Source organism: Gemmata algarum (assembly GCF_034097035.1).
Taxonomy (GTDB): Bacteria; Planctomycetota; Planctomycetia; order Gemmatales; family Gemmataceae; genus Gemmata; species Gemmata algarum.
The window spans coordinates 19,371-45,347 of the sequence record NZ_JAXBLV010000213.1; the positions used below are offsets into that span (position 1 = coordinate 19,371).

A 25,977-nucleotide genomic window follows, 5' to 3' on the forward strand; every position below is an offset into this window, starting at 1 on the left:
GTAGCGGCATATTCATCAGTTGTTTGGCGGAATGTTGCGGCAACGTTCCGTTTCATGCAGCTCGTGCGGGCGAAACGAAAATGCCCGCGGGTTTCGGCCCGCGGGCACAATGAGGGCTCGACAACGCTCCGGGCACTACTGGTTGAACCAGAACTCCTTGGTGTTCACCAGCGCCCAGAGGATGTTCTCGTAAGCGGTCTTCTTGCCGGCCGCTCCGCTCTTCGCCTCCAACTTCTTGATGTGCTCGATCGCCGTCGCGAGGTCGTCCGCCGTTGGCTTCCGTGAGAACGCCGACAGGAACAGTTCCGTCACCTTCTCCTCGTCGAGGCGCTTGTCATCGGCCTTCGCGAGCCGGTCCGCGCGACCGCCGCCGCGGCTGATCTTGCCCTGCACCTCGTCGCTGTTGAGCATGTGCAGCACGGCCGCTAGGTTCGCCTCGCTCACCCGCTCGCACTCGCACGCGCTGATCCGCTGCGGGCGTCCGTTCACGTCCAAGAAGTACGACTGGAACGACTCGTCCGGCAGCATGATCGCGCGGTTCGGGGCGTTCTTGTCGGCCGGCAGCCCGTTGTACCGCGACGGGCTGTCGGTCACTTGGCACAGCGCGTCCAGCAGCACTTCCGCCTGGAGCCGCCGCGGGTAGTACCGGGCGTAGGCCTGCTTGTCGTGCTTGTTGAACTCGTTCGGCGCGCTCGACAACTGGTACGTCCGGCTCTTGCAGATCGTCTTGATGAGCGCCTTCAGGCTGTACTTGTTGTCGATCACGCTCTGCGTGAGTGCGTCGAGCAGCTCCGGGTTGCTCGGCGGGTTGGTGATCCGCATGTCGTCGAGCGGGTCCACGATGCCCCGGCCGAAGAAGTGCGCCCAGTACCGGTTCGCGACTGTCTTCGCGAAGAACGGGTTCTTGGGAGACACCATCCAGTCCACCAGCTTCTGGCGCGGGTCCTCGTCCACGGGGATGGTCATCGGGTCGCCGTCGAGCGGCTTCGCCTCGGCCGGCTTCTGGGTCCGCTTGTTGGTCACGTTCCCTATGGTGCGGATGTAGACCGTCTGAACGCGGTTGTCTTGTCGGTTCGGGTCCGCGCTCGGGAGCCGCGCCTCTTTCCGCCCCACGCGGGCGTAGAACGCCGCCAGACTCCAGTAATCGTCCTGCGACCACTTCTCGTAGGGGTGGTGGTGGCAGTTCGCGCACGACAGCCGCTGGCCCAGGAACACTTGGCTCACGTCGTCCACGAACTGCTCGGCCTTGTCGATTTCCTTGTACCACACGGTCGGCGGGGACTTCCGCTCGTCGCCGGTGCTGGCGACGATGGCCCGGACGAACTCGCTGTACGGCGTGTCCGCGGCGACCTGCTCGCGGATCCACTCGTGGAACGCGAACGTGCCCTGCGCCCGGTTTAGCTCCTGGCGCCGCTTCACGCGGAGGATGTCGGCCCACTTGTTCGCGAAGTAGTACGCGTACTCCGGGGTCTCCACCAGCGCGTCCACGAGCTTGTCACGCTTCGCCGGGTCCTTGTCCGCAACGAAGTCGGTGACCTGCTTCGCCGTGGGGAACGTCCCCGTGATGTCGATGAACACGCGGCGGATGAACTGCTCGTCGCTGCACAGGTCCGACGGCACCAGCCCGAGTTCGCGCCACTTCTTGGCGGTGAACTTGTCAACGATGGTCTTTTCGGCGAACTCCCACGCGGGCGTTTTCACCCCCAGCGGGACCGTGGCGCGGAACACCGCGACCATGCCCTGATACCGCGCCATGATGGCCGCCTCGCCGCTCATCCCGAGCGTGCGGACCTGCGCCCGCTCATCGACGGTCGCGATCTCGGTGTCGTTGCTCTCGTACTGCGCCCGGCGGGTGATGTCCTCGACGGCGCCGTCGGTGTAGTGCGCGTACACCGCGAACTGCTGCTTGCCGTGTCGGCTCAGCACCCGGTGTTCGGGGTAGACGCTGATCCGCGTGACCTTCGGGTCCTTCTCCTCGCCCCACGGCATCCCGGCGGCGATCCAGCGCCGCACCAGCTTGTACTCGTCGCTGTCGGGCTCCATCTTCTTGCCGCCGCCGTGCGGGGCGCGCCCCGTGGCCTTCGTCAGGAAGAGGGATGCGTCCGGGCTGGCCGGGAACAGGCGCCGGCCGCGGGCTTCCTTTACGAGGGTGGCGTAATCGAGGTCCGGCTCGAACCCGAGGAGCGAGAGCCGGAAACCGTTCTGCCCGGCGAGCTTCCCGTGGCACCCGCCCGAGTTGCACCCGAGCTTCGTGAACACCGGCACGACCTGGTTCGTGAAGTTGAGCGGCAGGTTCTCGCCCACGCTTTTCACGCTCAGCGGGACCCGCGCGGCCCGGCCGCCGAAAGTGATCGCGATGTCCGTGGTGCCCTCGGCCTTGGGCACGAGGCGCCCGGCGGTCACCGTGGCCGATTTGCCGTCCGCCACGAAGTACTGCGATTCGGCGGTGAGGTCCACCGTTTGCCCGCTCGCAAGCGTTCCGGTCACAATCAGTTGCGCCGCGTCGTCGGCGCCGATGAGCGTCACCTTCGCGGGGTAAACGGCGATGCTCTTTACGTCGGCGGAGTTGATCTCGGCGGCGTCGGTTCGGGAGGCAAGGGCGCAAGGAGCAACCAGTGCGGCGACAAATAGCGACCAGAGGCGGGATCGCGTCTGCATGGAAGAGACCCTCTGATAGGGTTAGCTCGGCGGGGCGGGCGGATCAGCAGCGAGAGTTTCGGCAGGTGGTGTGATTGTCGCTCACGCCCGACCGAAGTGCAAGGGGGAGCAATACAAACAGTGGTGAGGGCGCCCGCCATCTCACCCGGGGACCTGAGCGATGACCGAATACCTGTGCCTGACGCTGCTCGCCAACGCCGACGAACCGGAACCGGCGTTCAAGTCGCGCCTGACGGCGTTCTGGTCGCACCTGCTTCGCACGCAACCCGACACCTACGAAGCACTTTACGCCGAGGCGGTGACGTTCGAGCTCGTGGGCGGGCGGGTGTCGCGTCAGTACATGGTGGAGGTCGCGGCGGCCGAACCGCTGGCCGATGCCCTTCGCGCGGGTGGCGTTGAAGTGGCGCCCGTTGATCCTGACGACACGTACACCAAGTACGAGGCCAGCGGGAGCGAGTGGTTTCAGGTCGAACACTAACTTTGAGATTCGACCCGGTTCGCGCGTGGGCGGTCGATCGCGTTCTAGATGATGCTTGTGTGGTTACGCCCTCACCCGAGCGGCCCATGAGCAGCACGTTCGAAAACACCACCCGCGCGCGCACCCCCGCCGATGCGCACCGATCACCGCCCGGTGCGCCCCCGGTGTTCGCCAGCGGCAGCGCGGTTCCGGGGCTCAACAGTTGGGTGTTGGAGCAGAAACTCGGCGGCGGCGGGTTCGGTGAGGTGTGGCTGGCCCGGCACGCCTGGGACGCCGAACAGCCACCGCGGGCGGTCAAGTTCTGCACCGACCCCGGCGCGCGGCACCAACTCGTGACGCACGAGCAAAACGTCGTGCGCCGGGTGATGAAGTACGCCGGTAAGCACCCGAACATCGTGCCCCTGCTGGAGTGCAATCTCGACGGCGACGTGCCGTGGCTGATGTACGAGTTCGTGCCGGGCGGTACCCTCGCGGGCACGCTCGCGAAGTGGCGCCGGATGTCGCCCCGCCGGCGCATCGACCTCGCGGTTCAGACGCTCTACGAGCTGGCGGCCGCGCTGGGCGCGTGCCACCGGTTCGACCCGCCGCTGGTCCACCGCGACATGAAGCCGCACAACGTGCTGATGGCCGGTGGTAAGGTGCCGCGGATCACCGATTTCGGCATCGGCGGCATCGCGCTGCACCCGTCGAGCGAGACCGATTTCGGCTCCTCCACGGCCGGGGCGGCGCGCCTGCCGTCGGAACTGCGGGCGGCGGGGACGCGCATCTACGCTCCGCAGGAACAGTTGCTCGGCAGCGAGCCCCACCCGCGCGACGACGTGTACGCGCTCGGGATCATCGCGTACCAGCTCGTGACGGCCGACATCAACACGGCGCCGGGTACGGACGCGGCCTACGAACTCCGAAAGCTGCACGCGCCCGAAGTGCTCGTCGAGCTGGTTTTGCGCAGCGCGTCGATCAACCCCGAAAGCCGCCCGCACAGCGCGACGGAGTGGGAAGATGCGCTCGGGGGCCTGCTGTGCAAAACACACCCCGACATTGAACAGGACGATCCGCCGGCCCCCGAAACGGTTGACGTGCCCCCGTCAACCGCCACGTTGGCCGCGCGCACGGAAGCGTTTCAGGCGTCTTCTCTGCCGGAATCGCCCGCACCGCTGCCGGAACCGTCCGTACCGTCGAAACGGACCGATACGCCCCGAATCAAAGCGAACTGGCGCGTGGGGCCGACCGTTTCTTCGGGCCGCGGCCGTGTCCGTCAGGTGACGAACGCCTGGGTGGCGGTCGCGGCGCTCTTGGTGTTCGGGGTGCTGGTGGCGGGCGTTGTGTACGTCGTTTCGGGCGGCCCCGGGCGGTTCCGCGGTACCGCGGGCACGTACCCCGGCGAGGTGCGCGCGGTGCCGCTGCCGGGTGGGGCGGAAATGACGTTCTGCTGGGTGCCACCCGGCGAACGCCAGCTCGGTTCCCCCGCGTCCGAGCGCGAGGCCGTTCTCAAGCAGTTCAGCCAGAGCCCGCTGCGCATCAGTGCTGAGGCCGAAGACACGCGGGGCCGGTTCCGCACCCCGGGATTCTGGCTGGGGCGGTACGAGGTGACGCAGGCGGAATGGGGGGCGGTGATGGCCGACACGCCGTTCGCACACCCGAGCCACTTCCGGCCCGGCGGGAGCCACGCGGACAAACTCGGCTCGAGCGCCGATACGATTCGGTTCCCGGTCGAAGGGGTGACGTGGAACGAGTGCCAGGAGTTCGTTGCGCGGCTCAACGGGATCGCCGCGCGGGCGGGCGCCCGGGGCCGGTTCGCCCTCCCGACCGAGGACATGTGGGAGTACGCGTGTCGCGGCACCGATTCCGGTTCGCAGCCGTTTCACTTCGGTCGCGAGCTGAACGGCACGCAGGCGAACGTGGACGGCACCGCGCCCTTCGGCACCGCGTCCAAGGGGCCGAACCTGGACCGTCCGGCTGTGGTCGGCAGCTACGCGGGCCAGCACCCGCACCCGTGGGGCCTGTGCGACATGCACGGGAACGTGTGGGAGTGGTGCGAGAACAAGTACGACGGGACGATCGCGCGGGTGGTGCGCGGCGGCTCGTGGTTCAACCAGCCGCACGACGCCCGGTCCGCGAACCGCAACTGGCACTCGCCCGAGGCCCGGCGCCCGGACATCGGGGTTCGTGTGTGCTGGATACCCGAGTAACGCGGCACAGACCGCTAGCGCTCCCGGGCCGCGCGGAGCCGGGCGAAGAGTTCCCGGTGACGCAACATGAACCGGAGCCGCGGGGCGCGCGACCAGAACAGTGGGCTCAATTCGTCCAGGCGCTTTTCCTGGCGCTCCGAGAGGGCGGCGTATTGAGCGATGCGTGTGCCGCGGTCGGTACTCGCGCCGTCCGGGTGGACCACCCGTGCCGCTTCTTCGAGGGCAGCCGCCCCCGTCTCGAACCCGATCGCTCGCAGTGCCGCGACGTGCCGGCGCCAATCGCCCCCGGCGAAGTTGAAGAAGTACTGGCTGAGCCCGCCGTTGCAGATCTCACCGTAGAGATTTATGCAATCGGTCAGATGGCCCAGCACCGTCCGCTCGTCCTCGGTCAGTTCCATCCCGGCCGGCGGCTTGATGTCGTAAGGCTCTGGCAGCCCGGCCGTTTCTTGGATGAATCGGGCTGCGTCGCTGTGGTGGGGATCGTCGGGGCGATTAAGGTACTCTTCGGCCATGCGGAGGGCGGCTTCCGGCTCCGTGGCCGCCAGCGCTCGCAACGCCGGGCCGAACGTGCAGTTCCAGGGCCAGATGCCCGTGTGGGTGAGTGCGGCATCGAGCAGCGGGCGCACCACTTTCGCGTCGAGCCTTACGCCGTGTTCGTTCAGTTGCTTGAGCGCCGCGTGAACGGTTCGGTTGTTCGCAACCGACAGTACCTGCGGGCTGCTAAGGGCTTCGAGAGCGGCCGCCCCGCCGTGTCGGGCGTAGAACCCGACCGCCCAGTACGAGAACGGCAGCGCGGGATCGAGGGCGGTTCGCTCGGCCCATACCCTTATCCCGTCGAGGAACTCCGGTTCCGCCCAGCCCTGCTCGATGGCCAGTTCGACCCCCTCTTGTGCCGGTTGGGACTGCTTGGCGAGTTGCTCCAGCACAAAAGGGAGTTGGTCAGTGCGGCCCAGTGCGGTGCGTGCCTTGATCGCGGGATCGGAGACGGACCATTCGGGGCGACCGACCAGGTGCCCGATGCGGTCGCCCAGTGCCCGCGAGGGGAGTTTTGCGAGCAATCCGACCACCCGCTGGGCCGGGGCGGTCGGGACTCCCTGGCTCTCGTCCTGGTCCCAGGTAGCTCGCGGGTCGTCGATGGCCGCGAGCAAGTGCGGCTCTGCCGCCGCCAGTACCTTTTTGATGCGAATCTCGGCCGCATCGTGACGGATCGGGTCCGTGTCCAGCAGCTCGGCGATCGCGGCGGGCAGTTCCGCCGGAGTGAGCAACGGTGCGGCTTCGGCGGCGCTCCGGGCCGCCATCCGGTGCGCGTAACGCCGTTCGTACTCTTCGTCGAGTTCCCGGTGAACGTCCGGGTCCGCGACGAGCGAGCGGGCGTACTGCTTCATGGCGCGTGCTTTGGGGCGGACCCGTTTCCAGACGGTCCAGACGGCCCAGACGGTTGCCAGTGTGGCCGCGACGAGGACGGATTGAAGCAACGGTCGGCCCTTCCTTGTGCCGAGGTCAGAAGTGCGGGCGCGCGTGTGCCCCAGAGGAATATACGGGCTGTCGTGCCGCCCGACGGGTGGATGCGCGCGGTCCCGGGGAGCGAAAGTCGCGCTCCCGAACGGTCGGGTCAGGGGATACAATTCAGGCGTTCCCCGTTCACATCGAGTCGCGGTCCCGCCCCGAGATCGAGCTTTCATGAGCGAGCGTGCCGAAGGCGTTCCCCAGCAAACTTCGAACGGTGCCGCTGCTCCCCTCACGGCCGGAGCACCGGTTCCCGGGTTGAGCAGTTGGGTGCTGGAGCGCCGGCTCGGGGCCGGTGGGTTCGGCGAGGTGTGGCTGGCCCGGCACGCCTGGAGCGCGAAGGAGCCGCCCCGGGCGGTCAAGTTCTGCACCGACCCCGGCGCGCGCCTCCGGCTCGTCACCCACGAAAAGAACGTGGTGCTCCGCGTGATGCGCTACGCCGGCGCGCACCCGAACATCGTTCCGCTGCTGGAGTGCAACCTGGACGGCGACGTGCCGTGGCTGATGTACGAGTACGTCGAGGGCGGCACCCTCGCGAGCGCCCTTGCCCAGTGGCGCTCCCTGCCGCTCACGAAGCGCATGGGGCGGGCCGTGCGCACGCTCTACGCCCTCGCAAGCGCCCTCGCGGTGTTCCACCGGCTGCAGCCCCCGTTGATTCATCGTGATTTGAAGCCGCACAACGTGCTGATGGCCGGCGGGAAGGTGCCGCGGATCATTGACTTCGGCATCGGCGGGGTCGCCGTGCCCCGGGACGTGGAAGCGGCCGGCACCGCGCTCGCCGCCCGCGTTCCGACCGGGCTTCAGGCCGCGGGTAGCGCCAATTACGCCCCGGTTGAGCAGCGGCTCGGTAGCCCTCCGGACCCGCGCGACGACGTTCACGCGCTCGGGGTGATTGCGTATCAGGCCCTTGTCTGTGACGTAACCGTTGCCCCCGGCCCCGATGTCAAGGACGAACTGCGTCAGTTGCGCGTGCCGGGTGAACTGGTCACCCTGATCGCGAGCAGCGTGGCGACGAACCCGGACCGGCGCCCGAAGGACGCGGGCGAGTGGGAGGCCGCTCTGGCGGAACTGATGCAACGGGCACAGAGGCCCTCCGAAGCGGTTCCGCTGAGCGTGTCCGAACTCGGTACGGTGCCGGTCGTGCCGCCGGCCCCGGAGCGGGAACTGGTCGCGGCGGACGAGTCGGCGCTCACTACCGCTCTGCGCGCCCACCACTTCACGGGCGGGTGGTGGTGGGCGCAACCCCTGTTGGGGCTGCTCCTGATGATGCTCCTGCTGGCGAGCGCGCTCCTGTACCTTGCTACGGTCGGGCGCGGGTGACGCGCGTTCCGACGTTTCTTTCTGGGGAGAGGGGTTCAGTGGGGCGCGCCCACACAGGCTCCCAGACGCCGTTCCAATTCTTGTCCTGCGGCGGTATCCTAACCACCATCTTCCGGGAACCGTCATGGGCGACAGCGACCACGAACACACGCAAGCACAGTCGCGGGGCGACATCTCGCGCCAGACCCCGCCCCCGAAGTTCGCGCCCGGCGATCAGCTCCCGAACCTCGAAATGTGGACCCTGGAGCGCCGGCTCGGCGGCGGCGGGTTCGGCGAGGTGTGGCTCGCCCGGCACGAGCGCAAGGGGGCCGCTGCGGTCAAGTTCTGCACCGACCCTGTTGCGAAGCACCAACTGGTCCACCACGAACGGGCGGTGGTCGCGCGCGTCATGAAGTACGGGGGCGACCACCCGAACATCGTGCCGCTGTTGGAGTGCAACCTGAGCGGCGACATCCCGTGGCTGATGTACGAGTACGTCGAGGGCGGGACGCTGGCTGAGGCGGTCGCGCAGTGGGCGGCGCTGCCGCCCCCGCGGCGGCTCGGGCGCGCGGTCCGGGTGCTGCACGCGGTCACCAGCGCGCTCGCGCAATTTCACCACCTGCGGCCGCCGCTGGTTCACCGGGACCTGAAACCCCAGAACGTGCTGATGGCCGGGACCGTGCCGCGGATCACGGACTTCGGCATCGGCGGGATGGCGGTCGAGGCCGGGCGCGCCGACAAGTCCGCGGAGCTGTCCGGCTCGGGCCTCAACGTCCGCGTGCCGACCATGCTCCGATCGGTCGGCAGCGCGCGGTACGCGCCGCAGGAACAGTTCCTGGGCAGCCCGCCGGACCCGCGCGACGACGTGTACGCGATCGGCGTGCTGGCGTACCAGATGATGTTCGGCGACCTGAACGTGCTGCCCGGCCCGGACGTGCTGGACGCGCTCCGCGCGCTGAAGGTTCCGTCCGAATTGGCGGCTCTGACGGCTCGAAGTGTGGCCCTGGACCCGGCCCGCCGGCCCCGCGACGCCGGCGCGTGGGAGCGGGCACTCGGCGCGCTGCTCAGCAAGAAGACCGTGCCGCAGACATCGGTTCTGAAGGCCGCGGAGGACTCGCGCGACGAGCCGACCGAGACGATGGACGCCCTCGGGTCGTCGGTTTCCGCGTCCGCCGCGCTCGTCACGCAAACGCTGGACATCGGGGCGCGCGGGCGGTGGTACTCGCGCACGACCACCCGGGGCGCCGAGTGGCGGCTCGTCGCGGCGACGCCGGGCGAGGTGCGGGTGGTGCCGGGCGAGTTGTACCGGTTCTCGATCAACTCCGCCGCCACCGAGGAGGACGTCCGCGCCTTGGGCCGGCTCGCCGGGCTCGACGCACTGGTTTACCTGAACCTCTCGTACTGTGAGGGCGTTACCGACGCGGGCGTGGCGCTGCTCAAGGGCTTCCGGGGCGTGCGACACCTGTACCTGCGGGCGTGCCCGCGGCTCACCGACCGCGGGCTGACTCACCTGCGCGGCCTCGCGTCTCTGCGCGTCCTGGAACTGACCGGCTCCGGCGGCGTAACCGATGCGGCGGTCGCCGCCCTTCAGCAGGCGCTGCCGGCGTGCAAGATCGTTCGCTGAGCCGCACCGTCGCACTCGATCACTTTTCAACACCCGCCAGCGGCCCGCCCTTCGCGAACAGTGCGTCCACTTTCCGCGTCACCTCCGGCGGCACTTCGAGCGGCGGCGGCATGTGCGGCTTCAAACGCGCGTCGATCACCACCGGCCCGCGGCAGCCCCAGTGCTTTCGGTGAGTGAACGACCCCACCCCGTACACGTCGTTCGCCGGGTCCGACCGTGTGAACACCGCCCACAGGAAGTTGTTCAGCGTGCGCGCCACGAACTCGCTGTCGTCAACAACCACGACCAGCGGGAAGCCGGCGAGTTGCGGTTCCTGTTGCGCGAGCTGCGAACAGAGCCACGTCACGTCCGCGTCGTCGATCTGGAACCGCGAACCCGATTTCCGAACCGGCGGCCCTTTCAGCGCGAGCACCCCCGGCAGCACGACACGCGGGTCGGCGAAACCGTCCGGCAGCGTCAGCCCCGGCGGTGTCGCGGTTGCCAGCTCGCGCCGCTTAGGACCCGCGGCGGCCAGCACGAGCTTTGACCCCGCGTTGAGCCCCAGCCCCGGCGAGTAGTCGAGCGTGTCCACCGTGGTGCGGGTTTGAAAGTGCAGGTCGCTTTCCGGGTCGAACCGCTCCAACAGGTGCCGCAGGAACGCGCGGATGTCGTGGATGTCGAGGCCGGGGGCGTCCTCTTTTGCCACGATGAACAGGTACTTCGCCAGCGAGAGCTGTCCCTGGCCCAGAACCGCGTTCGCGAGCATGAGTAGCTCCTGCGGCCGTCGGGTTTCGGCGTACGGAACGTAGCGCTCCGACCCGATCGCCAGGAGCAGGGGGTGAACCCCGGCGGCGTCTACGGCGTGGACCGCGTGCAGACCCGGCACCACCGTCGGGATCACCGGGCCGGTCAGCTCGTGGATCAGCTCGCCGAACGTCGTGTCCTCCTGGGGCGGGCGGCCGACCACCGTGAACGGCCAGATGGCGCCGGGGCGGTGGTACACCGTTTCCACCGTCATCACCGGGAAGTCGTGGGTGAGACTGTAGTAGCCGAGGTGATCGCCGAACGGCCCCTCCGGCTTCGTGCGCGTCGGGTCGATCCAGCCCGAGAGGACGAAATCCGCTTCCGCGGGCATCGGCAGGCCGACCGCCCCCGGTTTTTCCCCTGCGGCGGGGGCCGGTTTGCCGCGCACCAGCTCCAGCCGTCTGCCGCCGAGCGCGGCGGCGAACGCGAGTTCCGGCAGGCCCTCGGGGAGCGGCATCACCGCCGCCACCGCCAGCGCCGGCGGCCCGCCCACGATCACGTTCACCCGCAGCCGCTCCCCGCGCCGCACCGCCGCCGCGTGGTGGACCCCGATCCCGCGGTGGATCTGGTAGTGCAGCCCCGCTTCGCGGTCCGGGACGTACTCGTTCCCGCCGAACTGCACCCGGTACATCCCCAGGTTCGATTTCATCCACCCGGGCGCGTCCGGGTGCTCGGTGTACACCTGCGGGAGCGTCACGAACGGCCCGCCGTCGAGCGGCCAGCACTTCAGTTGAGGGAGTTGCGAAAGACGTGTCGTGTGCCTTAAAATAGGTCCGCTGTGCATGAACTTGGGGCGCAGCCGCCACCCGAGGACCGGGAGGTTCCAGTACCGCCAAGGGCGCTTGCGGATGGCCGCCGGGTCGGTTTTCAGCTCCACGAGTTTGCGCACGTCTTCCAGCGCGTCGCGGAATAGAAACTTCGCCCGGTCCAGTGTGCCGAACACGTTCGACACCATCGGGAACGGGCTGCCCTTCACCCGGGCGAACAGCAGGGCCGGGCCGCCGGCTTGGTACGCGCGCCGGTGCACCTCGGCCGCTTCGAGGTGCGGATCGACTTCCGGCTCGATGCGAACGAGCCGGCCCGCGCGTTCGAGGTCGGCGACGGCGGCGGCGAGGTTGCGGTGGCCCATGAGTGAGTTCAGCCGTGTTCGGGTTCAGGCCGGTTTTTGAAGAAACCGTGTCGGGGCCGCGCGGGACAACCGCGACCGGTTCGCGCGCCGCGCGGATATTCGGGGCTGCCGCGAATCGGTTCGCACCGCTCCCGAAACTTCGAGCCCCGGCGTCAAACCGGCGGGCGGCATTCTCGGCGGTGCGTTTGGAACCGTCCGGGATCGGGTTTATGGTAGCTTGGGAGCCCCCGAACGGTGGCCCCGCCCCGGCGGCCCGTGCCGCCGGTCCTCGTTGGATCGCTTGTGACACACGCACCTCAGAAACCACCGTTCCCGTGGATGTCGGCCGCCCTCGCGGTCGCCGGGGCCGGGGCCGCGGCCGCGGTCACCGTCGCCGCCCCGGCGCCGGCGGCGGCGCCGCTGGTGGCCGTGCTGGTTCTGGGGGCGGCGGTCGTCGGGTGGCGCGCCCGCCCCACCGCCCCGGCGCGCCCGGCGCCGCGCGCCGCCACGGAGGACTCGCTCCCGGAGTCCGACGTGCGGCTCCGGCTGCTCGAGTCGGCCGTGATCCACGCGCACGACGCGGTCGCCATCGTCGAGGCGGTGCCCGGCCCGGTGCGCCCCGGCCGGTCCGTGATGTACGTGAACGACGCCTTCTGCCGGCTCACCGGGTACTCGCGCGCCGACGTCATCGGGCGGTCGCTGTACATGCTCCGCGGGGCCAGCACCGACCCCGAGACGCTGGCCCGGCTCGGGGCGGCGATGGACGCCGGCGCGTCCCTGCGGGTGGAGCTGCGCAACTACCGGAAGGACGGCACCCCGTTCTGGGTGGACCTCAGCGCGGTGCCGGTCCCGGACCCGGACGGCACGCTGTCGCACTGGGTGCTGATCCAGCGGGACATCGACCGCCGCAAGTCGGCCGAGCGCCGCGCGCGCCAGACCGGGCAGCTGCTCCGCGCCATCATCGACGCGTTCCCGGGGCCGATCAGCGCCAAGGACCGCGACGGCCGGTACCTCGTGATGAACCAGTTCCAGGCCGAGCTGCTCGGGGTCACCCCGGAGGCCGCGGTCGGGCGCACGGCGGCCGAGCTGGTCGGCCCGGCGCACGGCGCGAAGACCGCCGAGCGGGACCGCGAGGTGATGGCCACCTGCCGCCCGACCCAGTTCGAGACCCGGTACCCGTCCCCGAACGGGGACGCGCGCCCGTGGCTGGCCAGCAAGGCCCCGCTGTGGATGCCCGACGGGATCGACAGCGAGCCGGCCGGCGCCCGCGGGGTGGTGACCGTGGCCCTGGACATCTCCGCGCTGAAGGCCGCCGAGGACGCGCTGCGCAAGAGCGAGGAGCGGTACCGGCAGCTGTTCCGCGCGGTCCCGCACCCGGTGTTCGTGTACGACACGCAGACGCTCCGCATCCTGGCCATCAACGAGGCGGCGCTGCGCAAGTACGGGTACACGCGGGACGAGTTCCTGACGCTCACCGTGTCCGACATCCGGGTGCTGGACGCGGAGCCGCCGCTGGCCCCCGGCGACAGCAGCCGCCCCGACGGCCCGCCGGCGCTGCGCCGGCACCGCACCCGCCGCGGCGACCTCCTGGACGTGGAGGTGTCGTCGTTCGCCCTCAGCCTGGAGGGCCGCGGGGTGAAGCTGGCGCTGGTCAACGACGTGACCGAGCGGCGCAAGGCCGAGGAGGAGCTGCGCCGCAGCGAGGGGATGTTCCGCGGCATCTTCGAGAGCACCTCGGCCGGGGTGTCGCTGACCAACGCGGCCGGGCTGTTCGTGTCGTGCAACCCGGCGTTCGCCGCGATGCTCGGGCGCTCGGTCGAGGAGGTGCTCCAGCTCACCCCGGCGAGCGTCACGCACCCCGAGGACCTGGCCGCGCAGCAGGCGCTGATGGACGAGGTGCGGGCCGGCGCCCGCGACCGGTTCGCGTACGCCCTGCGGTACCTGCGGCCCGACGGCCAGGTGGTGTGGGCCGAGCTGTCGTTCGCGGCCATCCGCGACGCCCGGGGGGCCTACGAGTACGGCCTGGGGGTGTCGGTCAACGTGACCGAGCGGCGGCTGCTCGAGGACCAGCTGCGGCAGGCGCACAAGATGGAGGCCATCGGGCAGATGGCCGGCGGGGTGGCGCACGACTTCAACAACCTGCTCACCGCGGTGCTGGGCAACCTGTCGCTGGTGCGGCTCGACCCCGGCGACCCGAACGGGGACCTGGTGTGCGCGGCCGAGCAGGCCGCGACCCGGGCCGCCGACCTGACCCGCAAGCTGCTCGGGTACGCGCGCCGCAACCAGCTCGTGTTCGCGCCGGTCGAGCCGCTGGAGGCGCTCAACGAGGTGGTCGGGCTGATGCGGTGTACGGTGGGGCCGCGGGTCGGGCTGACGGTGGACGTGCGGCCCGACTGCCCGCCGGTCCACGCGGATCCGACGCTGCTGGTGCAGGCGATCATGAACCTCGGGCTGAACGCCCGCGACGCGATGCCCGACGGCGGGGTGGTGGTGTTCACCGCCCAGCCGGTGGACCTGCGGGCCGACGACCCGGTGCCGGCCGGGTGGGACGACGTGCCGCCCGGCCGGTACGTGCGGTTCACGGTGGCGGACGCCGGGTGCGGGATGTCCGACGAGGTGAAGGCGCGGCTGTTCGAGCCGTTCTTCACCACCAAAGGCATCGGCAAAGGCACCGGCCTGGGGCTGGCGATGGTTCACGGGATCGTGAAGCAGCACCACGGGTGGATCGAGGTGCACTCGGCGCCCGGGGCCGGCACCCGGATGGAGCTGAACCTGCCGGTGTCGGAGCTGACCGCGACGCCGTCGCGGTCGCAGGCCCCGACCCCGCTGCCGGTGCCGTTCCCGGCCCCGCACAACCACACCCCGACCACGATCCTGTTGGTGGACGACGAGCAGATGATCCGCGACCTCGGGTTCGCGGTGCTCACGCGGGCCGGGTACCACGTCCTGCTGGCCGAGGACGGGCAGGAGGCGGTCGAGGTGTTCGCCCGGGAGTGGCAGGACATCGCGCTGGTGATCCTGGACGTGACGATGCCGCGGATGTCGGGCAGCGAGGCGTCGCGGCACATGATCCGCATCGACCCGAGCGTGCGGGTGCTGTTCTCGACCGGGTACGCGGCCGACGACCTGAGCGAGCTGGACGGGTCGCAGGGGCTGCTGAGCAAGCCGTACCGGCCGCAGGAGCTGGTGACCGCGGTGCGGGCCGCGCTGACCATCACGCCACAACCGGTGGGGTGACGGGCGGCGCGCCCTACGAGACCGCCGTTACCGCCGCCCGCACCCGCCCCAAGAACCACGGGAGCAGCGCGCCCTCCTGCCAGCGCCGCAGCGCCTTGCCCGCGAGCACGGCGGCGTGCCGCGGCAGGTGCCGCGCCAGCTCGCGGCCGCGCACGTTGCGCCAGAACACCCGCTCTTCGTTACAGGACTGGCGCTCCAGCGTGCGGCGCGACGGCCGGCGGCCGTAACTGCCCGAGACGCGGTGCCACACGACCGATCCCGGCTCGAACACGATTTCGCCACCGCCGCGGCGGAGCCGGAACGACAGGTCCACGTCCTCGAAGTACGCCCCGAAGTCTTCCGGGAACCCGCCCGCGGCCCGCAGCGCGTCCGCGCGGTAAAACGCCGCGCACGCGCTGGCGCCCCAGACCGGGTGAGGCGCCTGGGGCGAGCCGGTCGGCCGCTCGCCGCTCGCGTCCCACGTCGTCCCGTGCCCGCGCTTCCGCGCGAACCCGCCCATGTCGTACTCGTCGCCGGCCGTGTCGATCAACGGCGGGAGCCCCCGCCCGCGCCGCGCGGGGTCGTTTTGCAGCACCAGCGGCGCCACCGCGCTGAGCCGCGGGTCCGCGAACCACCGCAACGCGGCGTCTGCCCAGCCGGTGGTCACTTCCGCGTCGTCGTTGAGTAACTCGATAACCGTTCCGCTCGCCGCCGCGATGCCCGCGTTGGCCGCGACACAGAACCCGCCCGCCCGCGGCCGGCGCACCACCTTCACCCCCGCGAACGCCCCCGCCGCGTGCGACACCGCCGCGTCGCGGGAGCCGTCGTCCACCACGATCACTTCCGTTCCGGGGGGGGCGCAGTCGCGCACGCTGGCGAGGCACAGCGTGAGGAGGTCGGGGCGTGAGTGCGAGGGGATGACGATCGAGAGTTCCAAGTTCCGGGTTCCCCGTTCCAAGTGCGAAGACGGAAGCCCGGGCTCTGCACCTCGGAACCCGGAACTAACGGGTGCGCCCGTCCTGTTCGGCCGCGATCGGGTGCAGGAACGCCGCCGCGTACCGGATGCGTGCCGCCGCCTCGCGCGTCCGGCCGGCGGCGATGTCGCCGACGAGGCGACGGAGCTGGCCGAAGCACCGGGCGGCCTCGGGTTCGCCCCGTACCGCCGCTGCCAGCTCACGCGCCCCGGCCTCGAGCCACACCGCGCCGGAGAGCACGTTCGCCTGCCACGCGGCCCAGTGCCGGCGGGCGTAGGTCAGGAGCGCGTGCCGCGTGACCAGCCTCAGCGGCGGCGGCACCCGCCGCGCGTGCAGCGGCCAGTGGTGCGTCACCTCGAGCGCCGGGTCGAACCACACCCGCCACCCGCGGTCCGCGGCGCGGCGGCAAAAATCGACATCCTCGTAGTAGAGGAAGAACGACTCGTCCAACCCGCTGAGCTGCTCGAGGCACTCGCGCCGCACCAGGAAGCACCCCCCGGTGGCCCACTCGACCGCCCGCTTATCGCTCCCCGGGTTGAGGTCGCACTTGCGCCGGGCGCGCGCCAGGAACAGCCCCGCAACCGTTCGGCCGAACGACGGAAACGACCCGGCCGAGGGCTGAGGGGTGCCGTCCCGGTTCAGCAGCCGGAACCCGATCACGCCCACGTCCGCCGGCAGGTCGTTGCGGGCCGCCAGAGCGAGCACGTCGTCGAGGAACCCGTCGGCGACGGTGGTGTCGGGGTTGAGCAGCAGCACCCACGGGCCGGTGGTCAGCTTGCACCCGCGGTTGACGGCCGCGGCGAACCCGAGGTTGGCGTTGACCTTGCGGACCGTGACGCCGCGCATCCGGGCGAGCCGGTTGGCGAGCGGGTGGGACGGCGACCCGTTGTCCACGACCTGGATCGTTGCGACCCCGGTCTTGACCGCCGCGGAGCGGCGGAGCTGTTGGACCAGTCGTGCCGTGTTGCGCCACTGGCAGAAGTTGACGACGACGACCGCCAGTCGCGCCGCCGGCGCGGAGGCACGCCGGGGGGCGAGTGCGAGTTCGTGCCCGCGGCTGATTGCGGCGGCGGGCGCGTGCGGCGGGGTGCCGTCTGGCGGGATAGCCAGGGCCATGCGGGTTCCTTCCCAGTGCCGGCCGCGGGTCCGCCCGCGGTCGCGAGATGATACGCACAGAACGAAACCCGATGCAAGCGGAACCTTCGGACGGATTTTCCGGGGGCACTGGTTCTGGCGCCGCGTCGGACGATATCGGCGGGCGCTCTTACGGCAGCAGGTCGGCGACCGCAACCGATGCGCTCGGTGCCGCCAGCGGCGAAACGGTGTCACTCGGACCGAGAGCGAGGTGCGTTTGGTAAGCCGTGGCACTCAACCCGGCCGGAAGGGGCTGCGGGTCGCGGAACACGAGCAACCGCCGGTTCGACAGGTCAAGCACCCAGTATTCGGGTACCGCGGCGGTGGCATACAGTTCGGCCTTTGTCGTGGTGTCGAAAAAAAGTGTCGAGTCTGCGACCTCCACGAGCAGGGCCGCTTGTATTGGATGAGCGGTGGCGCTGCGGCGGGGGCCGGCAACGACCGTAACATCAGGTTGCGGTTCCGATCCCGGCGCCGAACCTGGAACCGAGAACGGTTGCTGCACGTTGAGGTGGTAACCGATGGCGAAGATCACTGTGAGGGCGTCCGTGACCAACCCGACCGCGTTCGCGTGGGCCACACTGATCGGGCTCATCTCGACGATCTCTCCGCGCACCAACTCCACGCGCTTTCCGGCGAAAAACCCTTTCGCACCGAGTTCGTAATACTGCTCGACGGTCCAGCGCCAGGGTTTCGGGCCGGTGGGTGGCGGTGTGGTCGTGTCGGCAGGCGCGGAAGGCATTGGGGTTGAAATGGCTGACATGGGTTCACCTCCGTTGCACCCAGCGTAGCGTCATGCTTTCCCGAGAACGAGGTCGATCACCCAGCACCCGCGGACGTGTTCGCCCGGTTAGCGACAGTGGTTGAGGATGTCGTCGGAGGTGCAACCGGCATCCCGAAGCGCGTCCGCCAGGATGGGCATCGCACTGAAATCGCGCGATTCATACATCTGGTGGGCGAGGGCAATAGATGTGTTGGTGCGCCACCCGGGAATGAAAATGGCTGCACGGAAGGGGTTGCCGAGGACGCAACGATAAAGGTGAGCAATGGCTCGCTTTTCCGCATGCACCTTGGCTTCGTCTTCTCCGAATACCTTTGGGGCGTCGCTTAAAGCGGACAGCGTCTCTTCGGCATCGCCGTGGTTCTGGCGGATATCGTGCCGCAGCCTGGACGCTACAAGTGCTGCCCAGAAACGTGGATCAGATGCCGGCCAGCGGTCGTACACTTGCGCCGCTGCGCTCGCTTTATAAAGTTGGTCGGCCGTGATATGCCCCTCTGCGTAATCCTCGGCGGCTTGAACCGCAACCCGCGATTCAGGAACCTCAAGAAGGTGCCAAAGGCGTCGAACGCACGCTGCACCCGCAAGAAAGAATTTGCGTTGAGTTGCGGTGCCCTGCTGATTGGCGTAATCGACGAGTGAGCCCGGGTTCGGACAAGAAAGCCAATCGGCCTCGGTGATTACTTGGCGGTGTTCATGAAACCACTGCCAATCGTCGGTTTCCCAGGGTTCGAGCGGCGGGCTGCCAGCGTACATGGTCCACCTCACCGGCCGCGTGCCTTCGCCTTCGGCGGGCCAAGGATCTCCTGGAGCACCACCGCCATCGCCACCCCCTGGCCGCTCCCGAGCAGCGCGGTCAGGTTCTTGCCGAAGTTGGTTTTCGCAACGGGCCGCGGGCGCCGCGCGAGCCGTGTCACCTTCGTCGCGGGGGCGCCGGTGGACGAACTCGTCTTCAGCACCTGTGCGACCGGCAACTCCTCGATCTGCGCCGCCACCGGGGCGGCACGTGTCGGAGCTTGTGGGGTAATACTGAACCCGCCGCCCGCCGCCGTCGGGTCGGCCAGTTCTGCGACGACGCGCGGGCGCGGCTTCTCGGCCGCCGGTTTGATCGGCTGGACCACCGGGGTAACCGGCGGGGACGAACCGGGGGCGGGCGGGGCCGGGTCGGGGCTCATCGCGGCCTTGCGGCGCAGCCGATCGATCTCCGCCAGGAACCGGTCCATGTCCGACGCGGCCGGCTTCACCGAGGTGCTGCTGCTGGTTTCGGTGGTCTGGGTCGCGCGCACCGGGCGGGCGGTGGGCCGCTCGGCCCGCTCGTCGTCGCGCTCGGCCCGTCGGCGCCGGTCGCGCTCGGCCCGTTCGTACCGCTCCCGCTCCAGCCGGCGCTGGTTGGCGGTTTCCTGCAAGTTGTTCAGGAACTTCGCCACCGCGCCCACGACGGTCGAGATGATAACTAGCGTGATGATGATCCACAAGGCGCCCATAGCGAACCCCGGAGGGCGGAAGTCGGATGAAACCGCGGACAGAAGTCGGAGAGGGCAGACGGCGGAGGGGCCGGAGGGAGCCCCCTGTTCCGATCGCGGCCGGCTTCTGCCCTCAATCGACCGGCTACCGGCCCGAGCCGCTCTGCCCCTCGGCGCCGCCGGTCATGGTGGCGATGTTGTTCCGCATCAGCGTGTCGGACTGGACGTTCTTCATGTTGTAGAAGTCCATCACCCCCAGGTTCCCCTTTTGAAACGCGTCCGCGATGGCCTGCGGCACCTGCGCTTCCGCTTCCACCACCTTCGCGCGGTTCTCCTCGACCAGCGCGCGCATCTCCTGCTCGCGCGCGACCGCCGCCGCGCGGCGCTTCTCGGCCTCGGCCTGCGCGACCCGGAGGTCGGCGGCGGCCTGGTCGGCCTGGAGCTTGGCGCCGATGTTCTCGCCGACTTCGATGTGCGCGATGTCGATCGAGACGATCTCGAACGCGGTCTGGGCGTCGAGCGCGTTGTGCAGCACGGTCTGGGAGATCATGCCGGGGTTGGCCAGCACTTCCTTGTGGTCGTGGGCCGAGCCGATCGCCTTCACGATGCCCTCGCCGACGCGGGCGATAATGGTCTCTTCCGTCGCCCCGCCGACCAGCCGCTCGAGCTTCGTGCGCACCGTCACGCGGGCCTTCGCGAGCAACTGGATGCCGTTGCGGCACACCGCGTCGAGGAACTGCTTGCCCTTCGCCGGGTCCGGGCAATCGATCACCTTCGGGTTCACGCTCGTGCGGACCGCCTCTAGCACGTCGCGGCCGGCGAGGTCGATGGCCGCGGCCGTGCGCCACGGCAGGTCGAGGACCGCCTTGTGCGCCGCGATCACCGCCGTGGCGGTCTTGGGTACGTTGCCGCGGGCCAGGAAGTGCGACTCGAGCTCGCCGGTGGTGACCCGCACGCCGGCCTGCACCAGCGCGATCTTCTGGCGCACGATCATCGCGTAGTCGACGTTCCGCAGCTTCATCCCGACGAGGCTCCCGATGCTGATGTCGGCCTTGGTGAGCAGCGCCTGGATCCAGAGCCGGATGAAGCTAAAGAACAGGAACAGGAACACCACGAAGATGAGGGCCGCGACCAGCGCCACCACGATGATGATGATGCTGGCGGTGCTGATGTTGTTCGCGCCGGACCCGTCCTTGCCAACCTCTTTCAGGCCCGCTTGGGCGAGCAGGGGGAGGGCGGTCGCGAGCGTCGTCAAGAGCGTCACGGGTGCTGGTCCTTTCGGTTTGTCGGGCCGGTCCCGGACCGGCCCACCTGGGCCTGTGTACGGTCGCGGGCGCGCCGCGGTTCAAATCTTATCGAGGCCGAGGTCGAAGTCGTCGAAGTCGTCGAAGTCGTCGCGCGGGCGCTTCGGCGCCTCGTTCCGGGGCACTTCCGCCCGCGGTTGTTCGCCCGCCGGCCGTGCCGGTTTCGCCGGCGCTTCGGCCGCCCCTTCCAGGTCCGACACGTCCGGCACCGACTCCAGGGCGCGGACGACGACCTTGCCGCCCTTTACGTCCACGCACCGCACCCACACGCCCGCGTCGAGCATCATGCCTTCGGTCATGGCGTCCACGCGCTTGCCGTCGAACTCGACCGAGCCCGAGGGGCGCATGGGGGAAACGGTTTTGCCGGTCCTGCCTTTCAGCACGGGTTCGGCTGCCGCTGCGGCTTCCGCGTGCGCGCCATCTAGGGTGTTGTCGAGCGACATCCGGCGCCACGCCGCGACCGCCACGAACCCCGCGGCCGGCAGCCCGACCGACAGGCCCCCGAGCGCCACGACCGCTTCAATCGTGGTGCCATAGTACAGGATGGCGCCGACCGCGAGCGCGAAGAAAACCAGCGCCCCGACCACCAAGACGCCGCCGGTGGGGACCAGGATCTCGGCGAGCAGCAGGGCCGCGCCGAGGGCCATCAGGACGAGTGCGATGGTCAGATAATCCATGACTTCGAGTGCGCTTCGGGGGTGCGGGACGCGGAACCGTAACGGCCGCGGAACGCGAAGGCAACGCGGAACCACTCCCGTTCTGGGTTGTATTCCGCGTTCCGCGTTCCGCGCCCCGAATTCTCAGACTTCCTTGACCACGATCCGGGTGCCCTCCACGGCGATCACCTGGACGCGGGCGCCGCCGGGGACGAACCCGCCGTCGGACACCACGTCCACGAACTTCTCCCCGAACCGGACCACGCCGGCCGGGCGCAGGGCGGTGCTCGTGGTGCCGATCGCGCCCATCAGTTCGGCGGCCTCGCTGGCCCCGGGCAGTTGCACTTCGGTGGCGTCGGCCGCGTCGCTCGGCGGGCTCAGCATCATCCGGTTGGCGTACGGCACCTGCGGCAGGAACCGGCCGATCAGCAGCGCCGCCACCATCGCGCCCATCATCGCGAACAGGTAGGTCGAGATCCGCACGCCCAGGTTCACCCACTCGGCGCTGTTCTGCGGCACCCGGTCGATGGTGACGAGGCCCAGGCCGGCGAGCATGAAGAGTATGCCGCTGATCCCGCACACACCGAACCCCGGTAGCACGAAGATCTCCAGCCCGACCAGCACGAGCCCGAGCAGGAACAGCAGCAGCGCCAGGACGAACATTTCCCCGCTGAACCGGGACTGCGACCAGAACACCAGGATGAAGCACAGCGCGGCGACGATTCCGGGGACCGTGAGGCCCGGCACCTTCAGTTCCAGGATGAGCCCGATAAAGCCGATCATCACCAGGATGATGGTCACCGCCGGGGTGCGCAGGAACTCGGCCAGCCGGTCCAGAATGCCCGGGTCCGGGCTCTTCGCCTCCCCGACGCCGTACAGCGCGCACACATCTTTTACGCTGGTGGTCGGCACCAGGAACCGGGCCACGCCCAGCTCGGCCGCGAGCGTTGCGGTCAGCTTCAGCGGCACGGCTCGCGGTTTGACGACTTTGTCCTCGTCCCACGCACCGGCCTTCTTCTCGGTCTCAAACTGCTCCCGGGTGAACAGGCGGGTCTTGTTGCGGTCGTTCCCTTTGCCCTTGGCTCGTACGATCTCGATCTCGCGGTCGAGGAGCCCCTGGATCAGTACCGGCGAGTAGCCGCGCTGGGTGGCCAGGGCCATCAGGCTCTGCGCCTGAGCGGCCCTGGTCGAGGGTTTTACGGTCCGAAGGTACTGCTCGAAGTTGCCGAACTCGGCTTCCTGCGTCTCGGCGTCCGTCGGCTTGGTCATCACGATCTCGGAGCACCCGAGTGCGACCACCGCCGCCGCGTCCGGGGCCGCCTCGGGGACGAACGCGACGATCTGGAGCGGGTCCTCACCGGTCTGGGCCGCGGCTAGGTCCTCGGCCAGCGCGCGGGCGACATCAAGGTCGGTGCCGCCGCACCGCAGCACCAGCACCAGGAAGTTGCCCTTCTTCTTGCGGACATCGCGGACGACGCGGTTGACCGACTCCCGCATCGCGCCGTCCACATCGCCCATCAGGGTCCACTGGTACGGATCAGGGACGCGCCCGCCGAGCGGGTCGCCGTTGATGACCGCGGGCGGCAGGTTGTACAGCTCGGCGACCTCCGCGCGCGACTCCGCGGTGCCGTCGGCCAGCCCGACCGATTTCGCGGCGTCGGTCGGGTAGGTCGCCAGTTGGCCGTCCTGAACCTTCGTTATTTGCTCGACTCCGACCACCTGTTTGAGTGACGCTTCGTCGTTGCGGTCGGCGTAGCGGGTGGCGCCGGTCTTCGCGTCCTTGCCGCGTACCAGCGACACCTTCGGGTCGAACATCTTCTGCACCACCGGCCAGCGGTCGTCGCGGTTGAACCGGGTCTTGTACGCGATCTGTTCGGACGCGTCGAGCGGCGGCACCCCTTCTAAGGCCACCGGTCCGATGGCCGCGCCCTTCGCCATCAGCACCTCTTTGCAAGTGATGACCGGGAGTACGGTGTGCCCGCTAACGGTTCCGCGGACGAACGCCACGGTCCGCACGCCGGCCAGCCGCGGGGTGCTGAGGAATTTGGCCAGGTCGGCACACGGGCCAAAGTTGGGGGTGAGTGCGGCCTTCCCGTCGGGATTGAAGTCGAGCACCAGCGTCGAGATCCGTCGCTCCTCGTTCTTCTCGTTCACCCGTGCCGCCACTTGGTTCTCAATGCGGGCGACCGTGTCGCTGGTGATCGGGGTCGGGACCGTCACGAACATCGCATCGCGAACCGCCTCTTGCGCGACCGCCGCGGGGGCGGTCAGCAGCAGCCCGACGAGGGCGAGGACCCGGAGCCCCGTGCAGCGGTGCAGAGATGCGCGCATCGTTCGTCGTTCCTTCTGGTGCGCGTAAAAGGCGCGCCACCCAGGCAGATTATAACGCCCCTACGGCAGCACGCCAAAGAACGTTCCGGCGCCATTCCGCGCAACCGCGGGGCCGCGGCGCGCCCTTCGCACAAACGCACGCCGACATTACCTGATTCACCCAGAGAACCTGTTCCTCCGCCGCGCCGGACCGATTGTGCCGAGTTTAGCGAGTTAATATGCGCAGTCTGAGATGAATAGTTTGATTCCGCGTCTGCGCGGGGATTGCGGGAACAGAACAGTGGTATTAGGTTTATGGAAGATGGCGAAGATGGGCTGTTAGGGTGTGCGGACGGGATCGGCGGTGCGTGTTCGGAGCTGACCCGGGGTGGCGTGACGTGTCGTTTCTCCTCACGGACGGGGGCGGGAGCGGCCGATTGGGGTGGCGTCATGCGCAGGGTGGTAATTTCGGGCTTGGGCGTCGTGGCTCCGAACGGGGTCGGTAAAGACGCGTTTTGGCAAGCTTGCGTGGACGGGCACAGCGGCATCGGGCCGATCCGCTCGTTCGACGCCTCCAACCACCCGATCGGGGTGGCCGGTGAGGTATTGGACTTCGATCCCGAGCCGTTCATCCCCGACAAATTCCGCAAATCCGTCAAGGTAATGGGACGGGCGGCGCGGTTCGGGATCGGCGCGGCGGGTCTGGCCGTTGCGGACAGCGGACTCGATCTCACGACCATCAATCCGGAGCGGCTCGGGGTGGTGATGGGCACCGGGCTGGTGCCGATGGACCTGGGCGAGCTCGCGCCGCTGCTGGCGCGGGCCTGTCAGGAGGACGGCGAGTTCGACGCGACCAAGCTCCCGGACCCGAACCGGCCGGACTCGCCGCTGTTCCCGCTGTGGCTGCTGAAGTACCTGCCGAACATGGCGGCGGCGCACATTTCGATGGCGTTCAACTGCCAGGGGCCGAACAACACGGTCGTGACCGCGTGCGTCGCGGGCACCCAGGCCGTGGGGGAGGGGTTCCGGCTGATCGCCCGCGGCGACGCGGACGTGATGCTGTGCGGCGGCGCCGACAGCCGCATCGACCCGCTGATGCTGCTGGCGTACACCTCGCTCGGGACGCTGAGCAAGTCGAACGGCCGCGCCCCGGAGGAGCGGTCGCGGCCGTTCGACCGGCTCCGCGACGGGTTCGTGATTAGCGAGGGCGCCGCGGTTCTCGTGCTCGAAGACTACGAGCGGGCGAAGGCCCGCAACGCCACGATCTACGCCGAGGTGAAGGGGTGGGGCAGCACCTTCGACGCATACTCCGTTACGAAGCCCGACCCGGAAGGGCGCGGGGGCGCGCGCGCGATCCAGGCCGCGCTGACGGAAGCGGAAGTCGACTTCCGCGATGTCGGGTACATCAACGCGCACGGCACCAGCACGAAGCTGAACGACCTGATGGAAACGGCGGCCGTGAAGCGGGTGTTCGGGGACCACGCGCGTGAGGTGCAGCTGTCGTCGATCAAGTCGATGATCGGGCACTCGATCGGCGCGAGCGGCGCCATCGAAGCGGCGGCGCTCGCGATGAGCCTGAAGACGCAGGTGTACCCGCCGACGATCAACCTGAAGAACCCGGACCCGGGGTGCGACCTGGACTACATCCCGAACACGGCGCGCGAGGCGCGGGTGCGGTACGGGCTCTCCACCAGCTTCGGGTTCGGCGGCCAGAACGGCGCGCTGGTGATGGCCGCGGTGTGAGCGATTCTGCTAAGAAGCTGCTGCCTCTAAGCAGGGCTACGCAGAGATTGAAGGTGGGTTCTCCAACAGGTTGAGTGCGCGGTCGGGGAACGCGGCCATTTTGCGGATGGCGGCCGGAACGCTCGGGTGGTTGGTATTCCGCAACAGGTATAGAGCCACGTTCCGCAGGCTGGCGAGCACCCGCGGTGCGTTCCCGCGCCCCACCCGACATCGGTCCTCACCGAACGTCACATCGCGGGTGTAGTGCAGCCCGTTCTCGATCCCCCAGTGCTACCGCTACTGCCCGAGTAGCCGCGCCGCACATAATCCCCATGCCCTTCCACGATCCCCTGGCACACGTCGGCGTGCGTGAGCATGGCGTCGGCGGTGACCACCGCCCCGGCCAGGGGCAACACGCCGAGCAACCGCAGGGCCGCCTTGTGCTCGTTGGTGGTGGACACGACCGTCATCTGGGCGATCACCGCCGGCGCCTGCGGGGCGTACGCGGCCAGCAGGTGCACCCCGGCACCTCCCCGTCCCGGCTCTCGCGCACCGTCTTGCCGTCTAACGCGATGTGCTCCACGCCGTAGGCACGGCGGTCCGCCAGCCCCAGCAAGGGCACCAGTGGATACTGCCGCCCCTTTTGGCCTACGGGTTCTTGCTCCTGGAGCTGTACTAGTGCTTTGCCCAAGCTAAATTTTCGGGTAGAGCCGTTTCAGCTTGACCCGAGCTTTAGCGACGGTGAATTGCCAATCGACGGCTCGTTGCTTGGCGT

18 protein-coding genes are annotated in these 25,977 nt (G+C 69.2%); 6 read left to right on the top strand and 12 right to left on the bottom strand.

Features of this window, described 5'->3' with window-relative positions; genetic code table 11:
* Nucleotides 1-135: 135 nt before the first annotated feature.
* On the bottom strand, nucleotides 136-2,658 hold the full coding sequence (locus R5W23_RS25390; protein WP_320688772.1) for a DUF1549 and DUF1553 domain-containing protein: 2,523 nt from the start codon (nucleotides 2,656-2,658) through the stop codon (nucleotides 136-138).
* A 160-nt stretch (nucleotides 2,659-2,818) separates the two neighbouring features.
* Between R5W23_RS25390 and R5W23_RS25395 the strand changes: the two genes are divergently transcribed.
* Both R5W23_RS25395 and R5W23_RS25400 read left to right on the top strand, forming a co-directional pair.
* A complete protein-coding gene (locus tag R5W23_RS25395) occupies nucleotides 2,819-3,136 on the top strand; it encodes a hypothetical protein (protein WP_261189713.1) in 318 nt (105 codons plus the stop codon).
* An 86-nt stretch (nucleotides 3,137-3,222) separates the two neighbouring features.
* Nucleotides 3,223-5,325 (top strand): bifunctional serine/threonine-protein kinase/formylglycine-generating enzyme family protein, encoded by a 2,103-nt coding sequence (locus R5W23_RS25400; RefSeq protein WP_320688773.1) that lies wholly within the window; start codon nucleotides 3,223-3,225, stop codon nucleotides 5,323-5,325.
* Between the two features lie 14 nt (nucleotides 5,326-5,339).
* Here R5W23_RS25400 and R5W23_RS25405 read toward each other — a convergent pair whose 3' ends face one another.
* Nucleotides 5,340-6,800 (bottom strand): DMP19 family protein, encoded by a 1,461-nt coding sequence (locus tag R5W23_RS25405; RefSeq protein WP_320688775.1) that lies wholly within the window; start codon nucleotides 6,798-6,800, stop codon nucleotides 5,340-5,342.
* Nucleotides 6,801-7,005: 205 nt separating this feature from the next.
* On the opposite strand from R5W23_RS25405, the gene R5W23_RS25410 reads away from it, so the two are divergent.
* Complete coding sequence (locus tag R5W23_RS25410; RefSeq protein WP_320688776.1) at nucleotides 7,006-8,151, top strand: serine/threonine-protein kinase; 1,146 nt, start codon at nucleotides 7,006-7,008, stop codon at nucleotides 8,149-8,151.
* 124 nt (nucleotides 8,152-8,275) lie between these two features.
* Nucleotides 8,276-9,754 carry a serine/threonine-protein kinase gene (locus R5W23_RS25415; protein WP_320688777.1) on the top strand — a complete coding sequence of 493 codons (1,479 nt, stop codon included), beginning with the start codon at nucleotides 8,276-8,278 and terminating at the stop codon, nucleotides 9,752-9,754.
* 19 nt (nucleotides 9,755-9,773) lie between these two features.
* On the opposite strand, the gene R5W23_RS25420 is transcribed toward R5W23_RS25415, so the two are convergent.
* The gene (locus R5W23_RS25420; RefSeq protein WP_320688778.1) at nucleotides 9,774-11,666 is read right to left on the bottom strand and encodes a UbiD family decarboxylase; all 1,893 of its coding nucleotides are present in this window, start codon (nucleotides 11,664-11,666) and stop codon (nucleotides 9,774-9,776) included.
* 318 nt (nucleotides 11,667-11,984) lie between these two features.
* Between R5W23_RS25420 and R5W23_RS25425 the strand changes: the two genes are divergently transcribed.
* On the top strand, nucleotides 11,985-14,882 hold the full coding sequence (locus R5W23_RS25425; RefSeq protein WP_320688779.1) for a hybrid sensor histidine kinase/response regulator: 2,898 nt from the start codon (nucleotides 11,985-11,987) through the stop codon (nucleotides 14,880-14,882).
* A gap of 13 nt (nucleotides 14,883-14,895) precedes the next feature.
* Here the strand turns inward: R5W23_RS25425 and R5W23_RS25430 are convergent, their stop codons facing one another.
* The 8 genes from R5W23_RS25430 to R5W23_RS25465 all read right to left on the bottom strand — a co-directional run bounded on the left by R5W23_RS25430 (nucleotide 14,896) and on the right by R5W23_RS25465 (nucleotide 23,501).
* A complete protein-coding gene (locus R5W23_RS25430; RefSeq protein ID WP_320688780.1) occupies nucleotides 14,896-15,798 on the bottom strand; it encodes a glycosyltransferase family 2 protein in 903 nt (300 codons plus the stop codon).
* Nucleotides 15,799-15,862: 64 nt separating this feature from the next.
* On the bottom strand, nucleotides 15,863-16,951 hold the full coding sequence (locus R5W23_RS25435; RefSeq protein WP_320688781.1) for a glycosyltransferase family 2 protein: 1,089 nt from the start codon (nucleotides 16,949-16,951) through the stop codon (nucleotides 15,863-15,865).
* 148 nt (nucleotides 16,952-17,099) lie between these two features.
* A complete protein-coding gene (locus tag R5W23_RS25440; protein WP_320688782.1) occupies nucleotides 17,100-17,732 on the bottom strand; it encodes a Uma2 family endonuclease in 633 nt (210 codons plus the stop codon).
* Nucleotides 17,733-17,819: 87 nt separating this feature from the next.
* Nucleotides 17,820-18,503 (bottom strand): hypothetical protein, encoded by a 684-nt coding sequence (locus tag R5W23_RS25445; protein ID WP_320688783.1) that lies wholly within the window; start codon nucleotides 18,501-18,503, stop codon nucleotides 17,820-17,822.
* Between the two features lie 8 nt (nucleotides 18,504-18,511).
* The gene (locus tag R5W23_RS25450; RefSeq protein WP_320688784.1) at nucleotides 18,512-19,231 is read right to left on the bottom strand and encodes a hypothetical protein; all 720 of its coding nucleotides are present in this window, start codon (nucleotides 19,229-19,231) and stop codon (nucleotides 18,512-18,514) included.
* A gap of 124 nt (nucleotides 19,232-19,355) precedes the next feature.
* The gene (gene floA / locus R5W23_RS25455; protein ID WP_314733584.1) at nucleotides 19,356-20,474 is read right to left on the bottom strand and encodes a flotillin-like protein FloA; all 1,119 of its coding nucleotides are present in this window, start codon (nucleotides 20,472-20,474) and stop codon (nucleotides 19,356-19,358) included.
* Between the two features lie 81 nt (nucleotides 20,475-20,555).
* Nucleotides 20,556-21,191, bottom strand: a complete 636-nt coding sequence (locus tag R5W23_RS25460) for an NfeD family protein (RefSeq protein ID WP_320688785.1) — start codon at nucleotides 21,189-21,191, stop codon at nucleotides 20,556-20,558.
* Between the two features lie 123 nt (nucleotides 21,192-21,314).
* Complete coding sequence (locus tag R5W23_RS25465; protein ID WP_320688786.1) at nucleotides 21,315-23,501, bottom strand: NfeD family protein; 2,187 nt, start codon at nucleotides 23,499-23,501, stop codon at nucleotides 21,315-21,317.
* A gap of 429 nt (nucleotides 23,502-23,930) precedes the next feature.
* Here R5W23_RS25465 and R5W23_RS25470 point away from each other — a divergent pair, with 429 nt between their 5' ends.
* Complete coding sequence (locus R5W23_RS25470; RefSeq protein ID WP_261188998.1) at nucleotides 23,931-25,223, top strand: beta-ketoacyl-[acyl-carrier-protein] synthase family protein; 1,293 nt, start codon at nucleotides 23,931-23,933, stop codon at nucleotides 25,221-25,223.
* Nucleotides 25,224-25,450: 227 nt separating this feature from the next.
* On the opposite strand, the gene R5W23_RS25475 is transcribed toward R5W23_RS25470, so the two are convergent.
* Nucleotides 25,451-25,723 carry a hypothetical protein gene (locus R5W23_RS25475; RefSeq protein ID WP_261188997.1) on the bottom strand — a complete coding sequence of 91 codons (273 nt, stop codon included), beginning with the start codon at nucleotides 25,721-25,723 and terminating at the stop codon, nucleotides 25,451-25,453.
* Nucleotides 25,724-25,977: the final 254 nt, after the last annotated feature.

Excerpts from the sequence above, each read along its gene's own strand:
- R5W23_RS25420 (WP_320688778.1), bottom strand. The coding sequence starts at position 11,666 with ATGGGCCACCGCAACCTCGCCGCCGCCGTCGCCGACCTCGAACGCGCG.
- R5W23_RS25465 (WP_320688786.1), bottom strand. The coding sequence starts at position 23,501 with ATGCGCGCATCTCTGCACCGCTGCACGGGGCTCCGGGTCCTCGCCCTC.
- R5W23_RS25450 (WP_320688784.1), bottom strand. The coding sequence starts at position 19,231 with ATGGGCGCCTTGTGGATCATCATCACGCTAGTTATCATCTCGACCGTC.
- R5W23_RS25400 (WP_320688773.1), top strand. The coding sequence starts at position 3,223 with ATGAGCAGCACGTTCGAAAACACCACCCGCGCGCGCACCCCCGCCGAT.
- R5W23_RS25410 (WP_320688776.1), top strand. The coding sequence starts at position 7,006 with ATGAGCGAGCGTGCCGAAGGCGTTCCCCAGCAAACTTCGAACGGTGCC.
- R5W23_RS25440 (WP_320688782.1), bottom strand. The coding sequence starts at position 17,732 with ATGTCAGCCATTTCAACCCCAATGCCTTCCGCGCCTGCCGACACGACC.
- R5W23_RS25460 (WP_320688785.1), bottom strand. The coding sequence starts at position 21,191 with ATGGATTATCTGACCATCGCACTCGTCCTGATGGCCCTCGGCGCGGCC.
- R5W23_RS25435 (WP_320688781.1), bottom strand. The coding sequence starts at position 16,951 with ATGGCCCTGGCTATCCCGCCAGACGGCACCCCGCCGCACGCGCCCGCC.
- R5W23_RS25470 (WP_261188998.1), top strand. The coding sequence starts at position 23,931 with ATGCGCAGGGTGGTAATTTCGGGCTTGGGCGTCGTGGCTCCGAACGGG.
- R5W23_RS25445 (WP_320688783.1), bottom strand. The coding sequence starts at position 18,503 with ATGTACGCTGGCAGCCCGCCGCTCGAACCCTGGGAAACCGACGATTGG.
- R5W23_RS25390 (WP_320688772.1), bottom strand. The coding sequence starts at position 2,658 with ATGCAGACGCGATCCCGCCTCTGGTCGCTATTTGTCGCCGCACTGGTT.
- R5W23_RS25415 (WP_320688777.1), top strand. The coding sequence starts at position 8,276 with ATGGGCGACAGCGACCACGAACACACGCAAGCACAGTCGCGGGGCGAC.
- R5W23_RS25395 (WP_261189713.1), top strand. The coding sequence starts at position 2,819 with ATGACCGAATACCTGTGCCTGACGCTGCTCGCCAACGCCGACGAACCG.
- R5W23_RS25425 (WP_320688779.1), top strand. The coding sequence starts at position 11,985 with ATGTCGGCCGCCCTCGCGGTCGCCGGGGCCGGGGCCGCGGCCGCGGTC.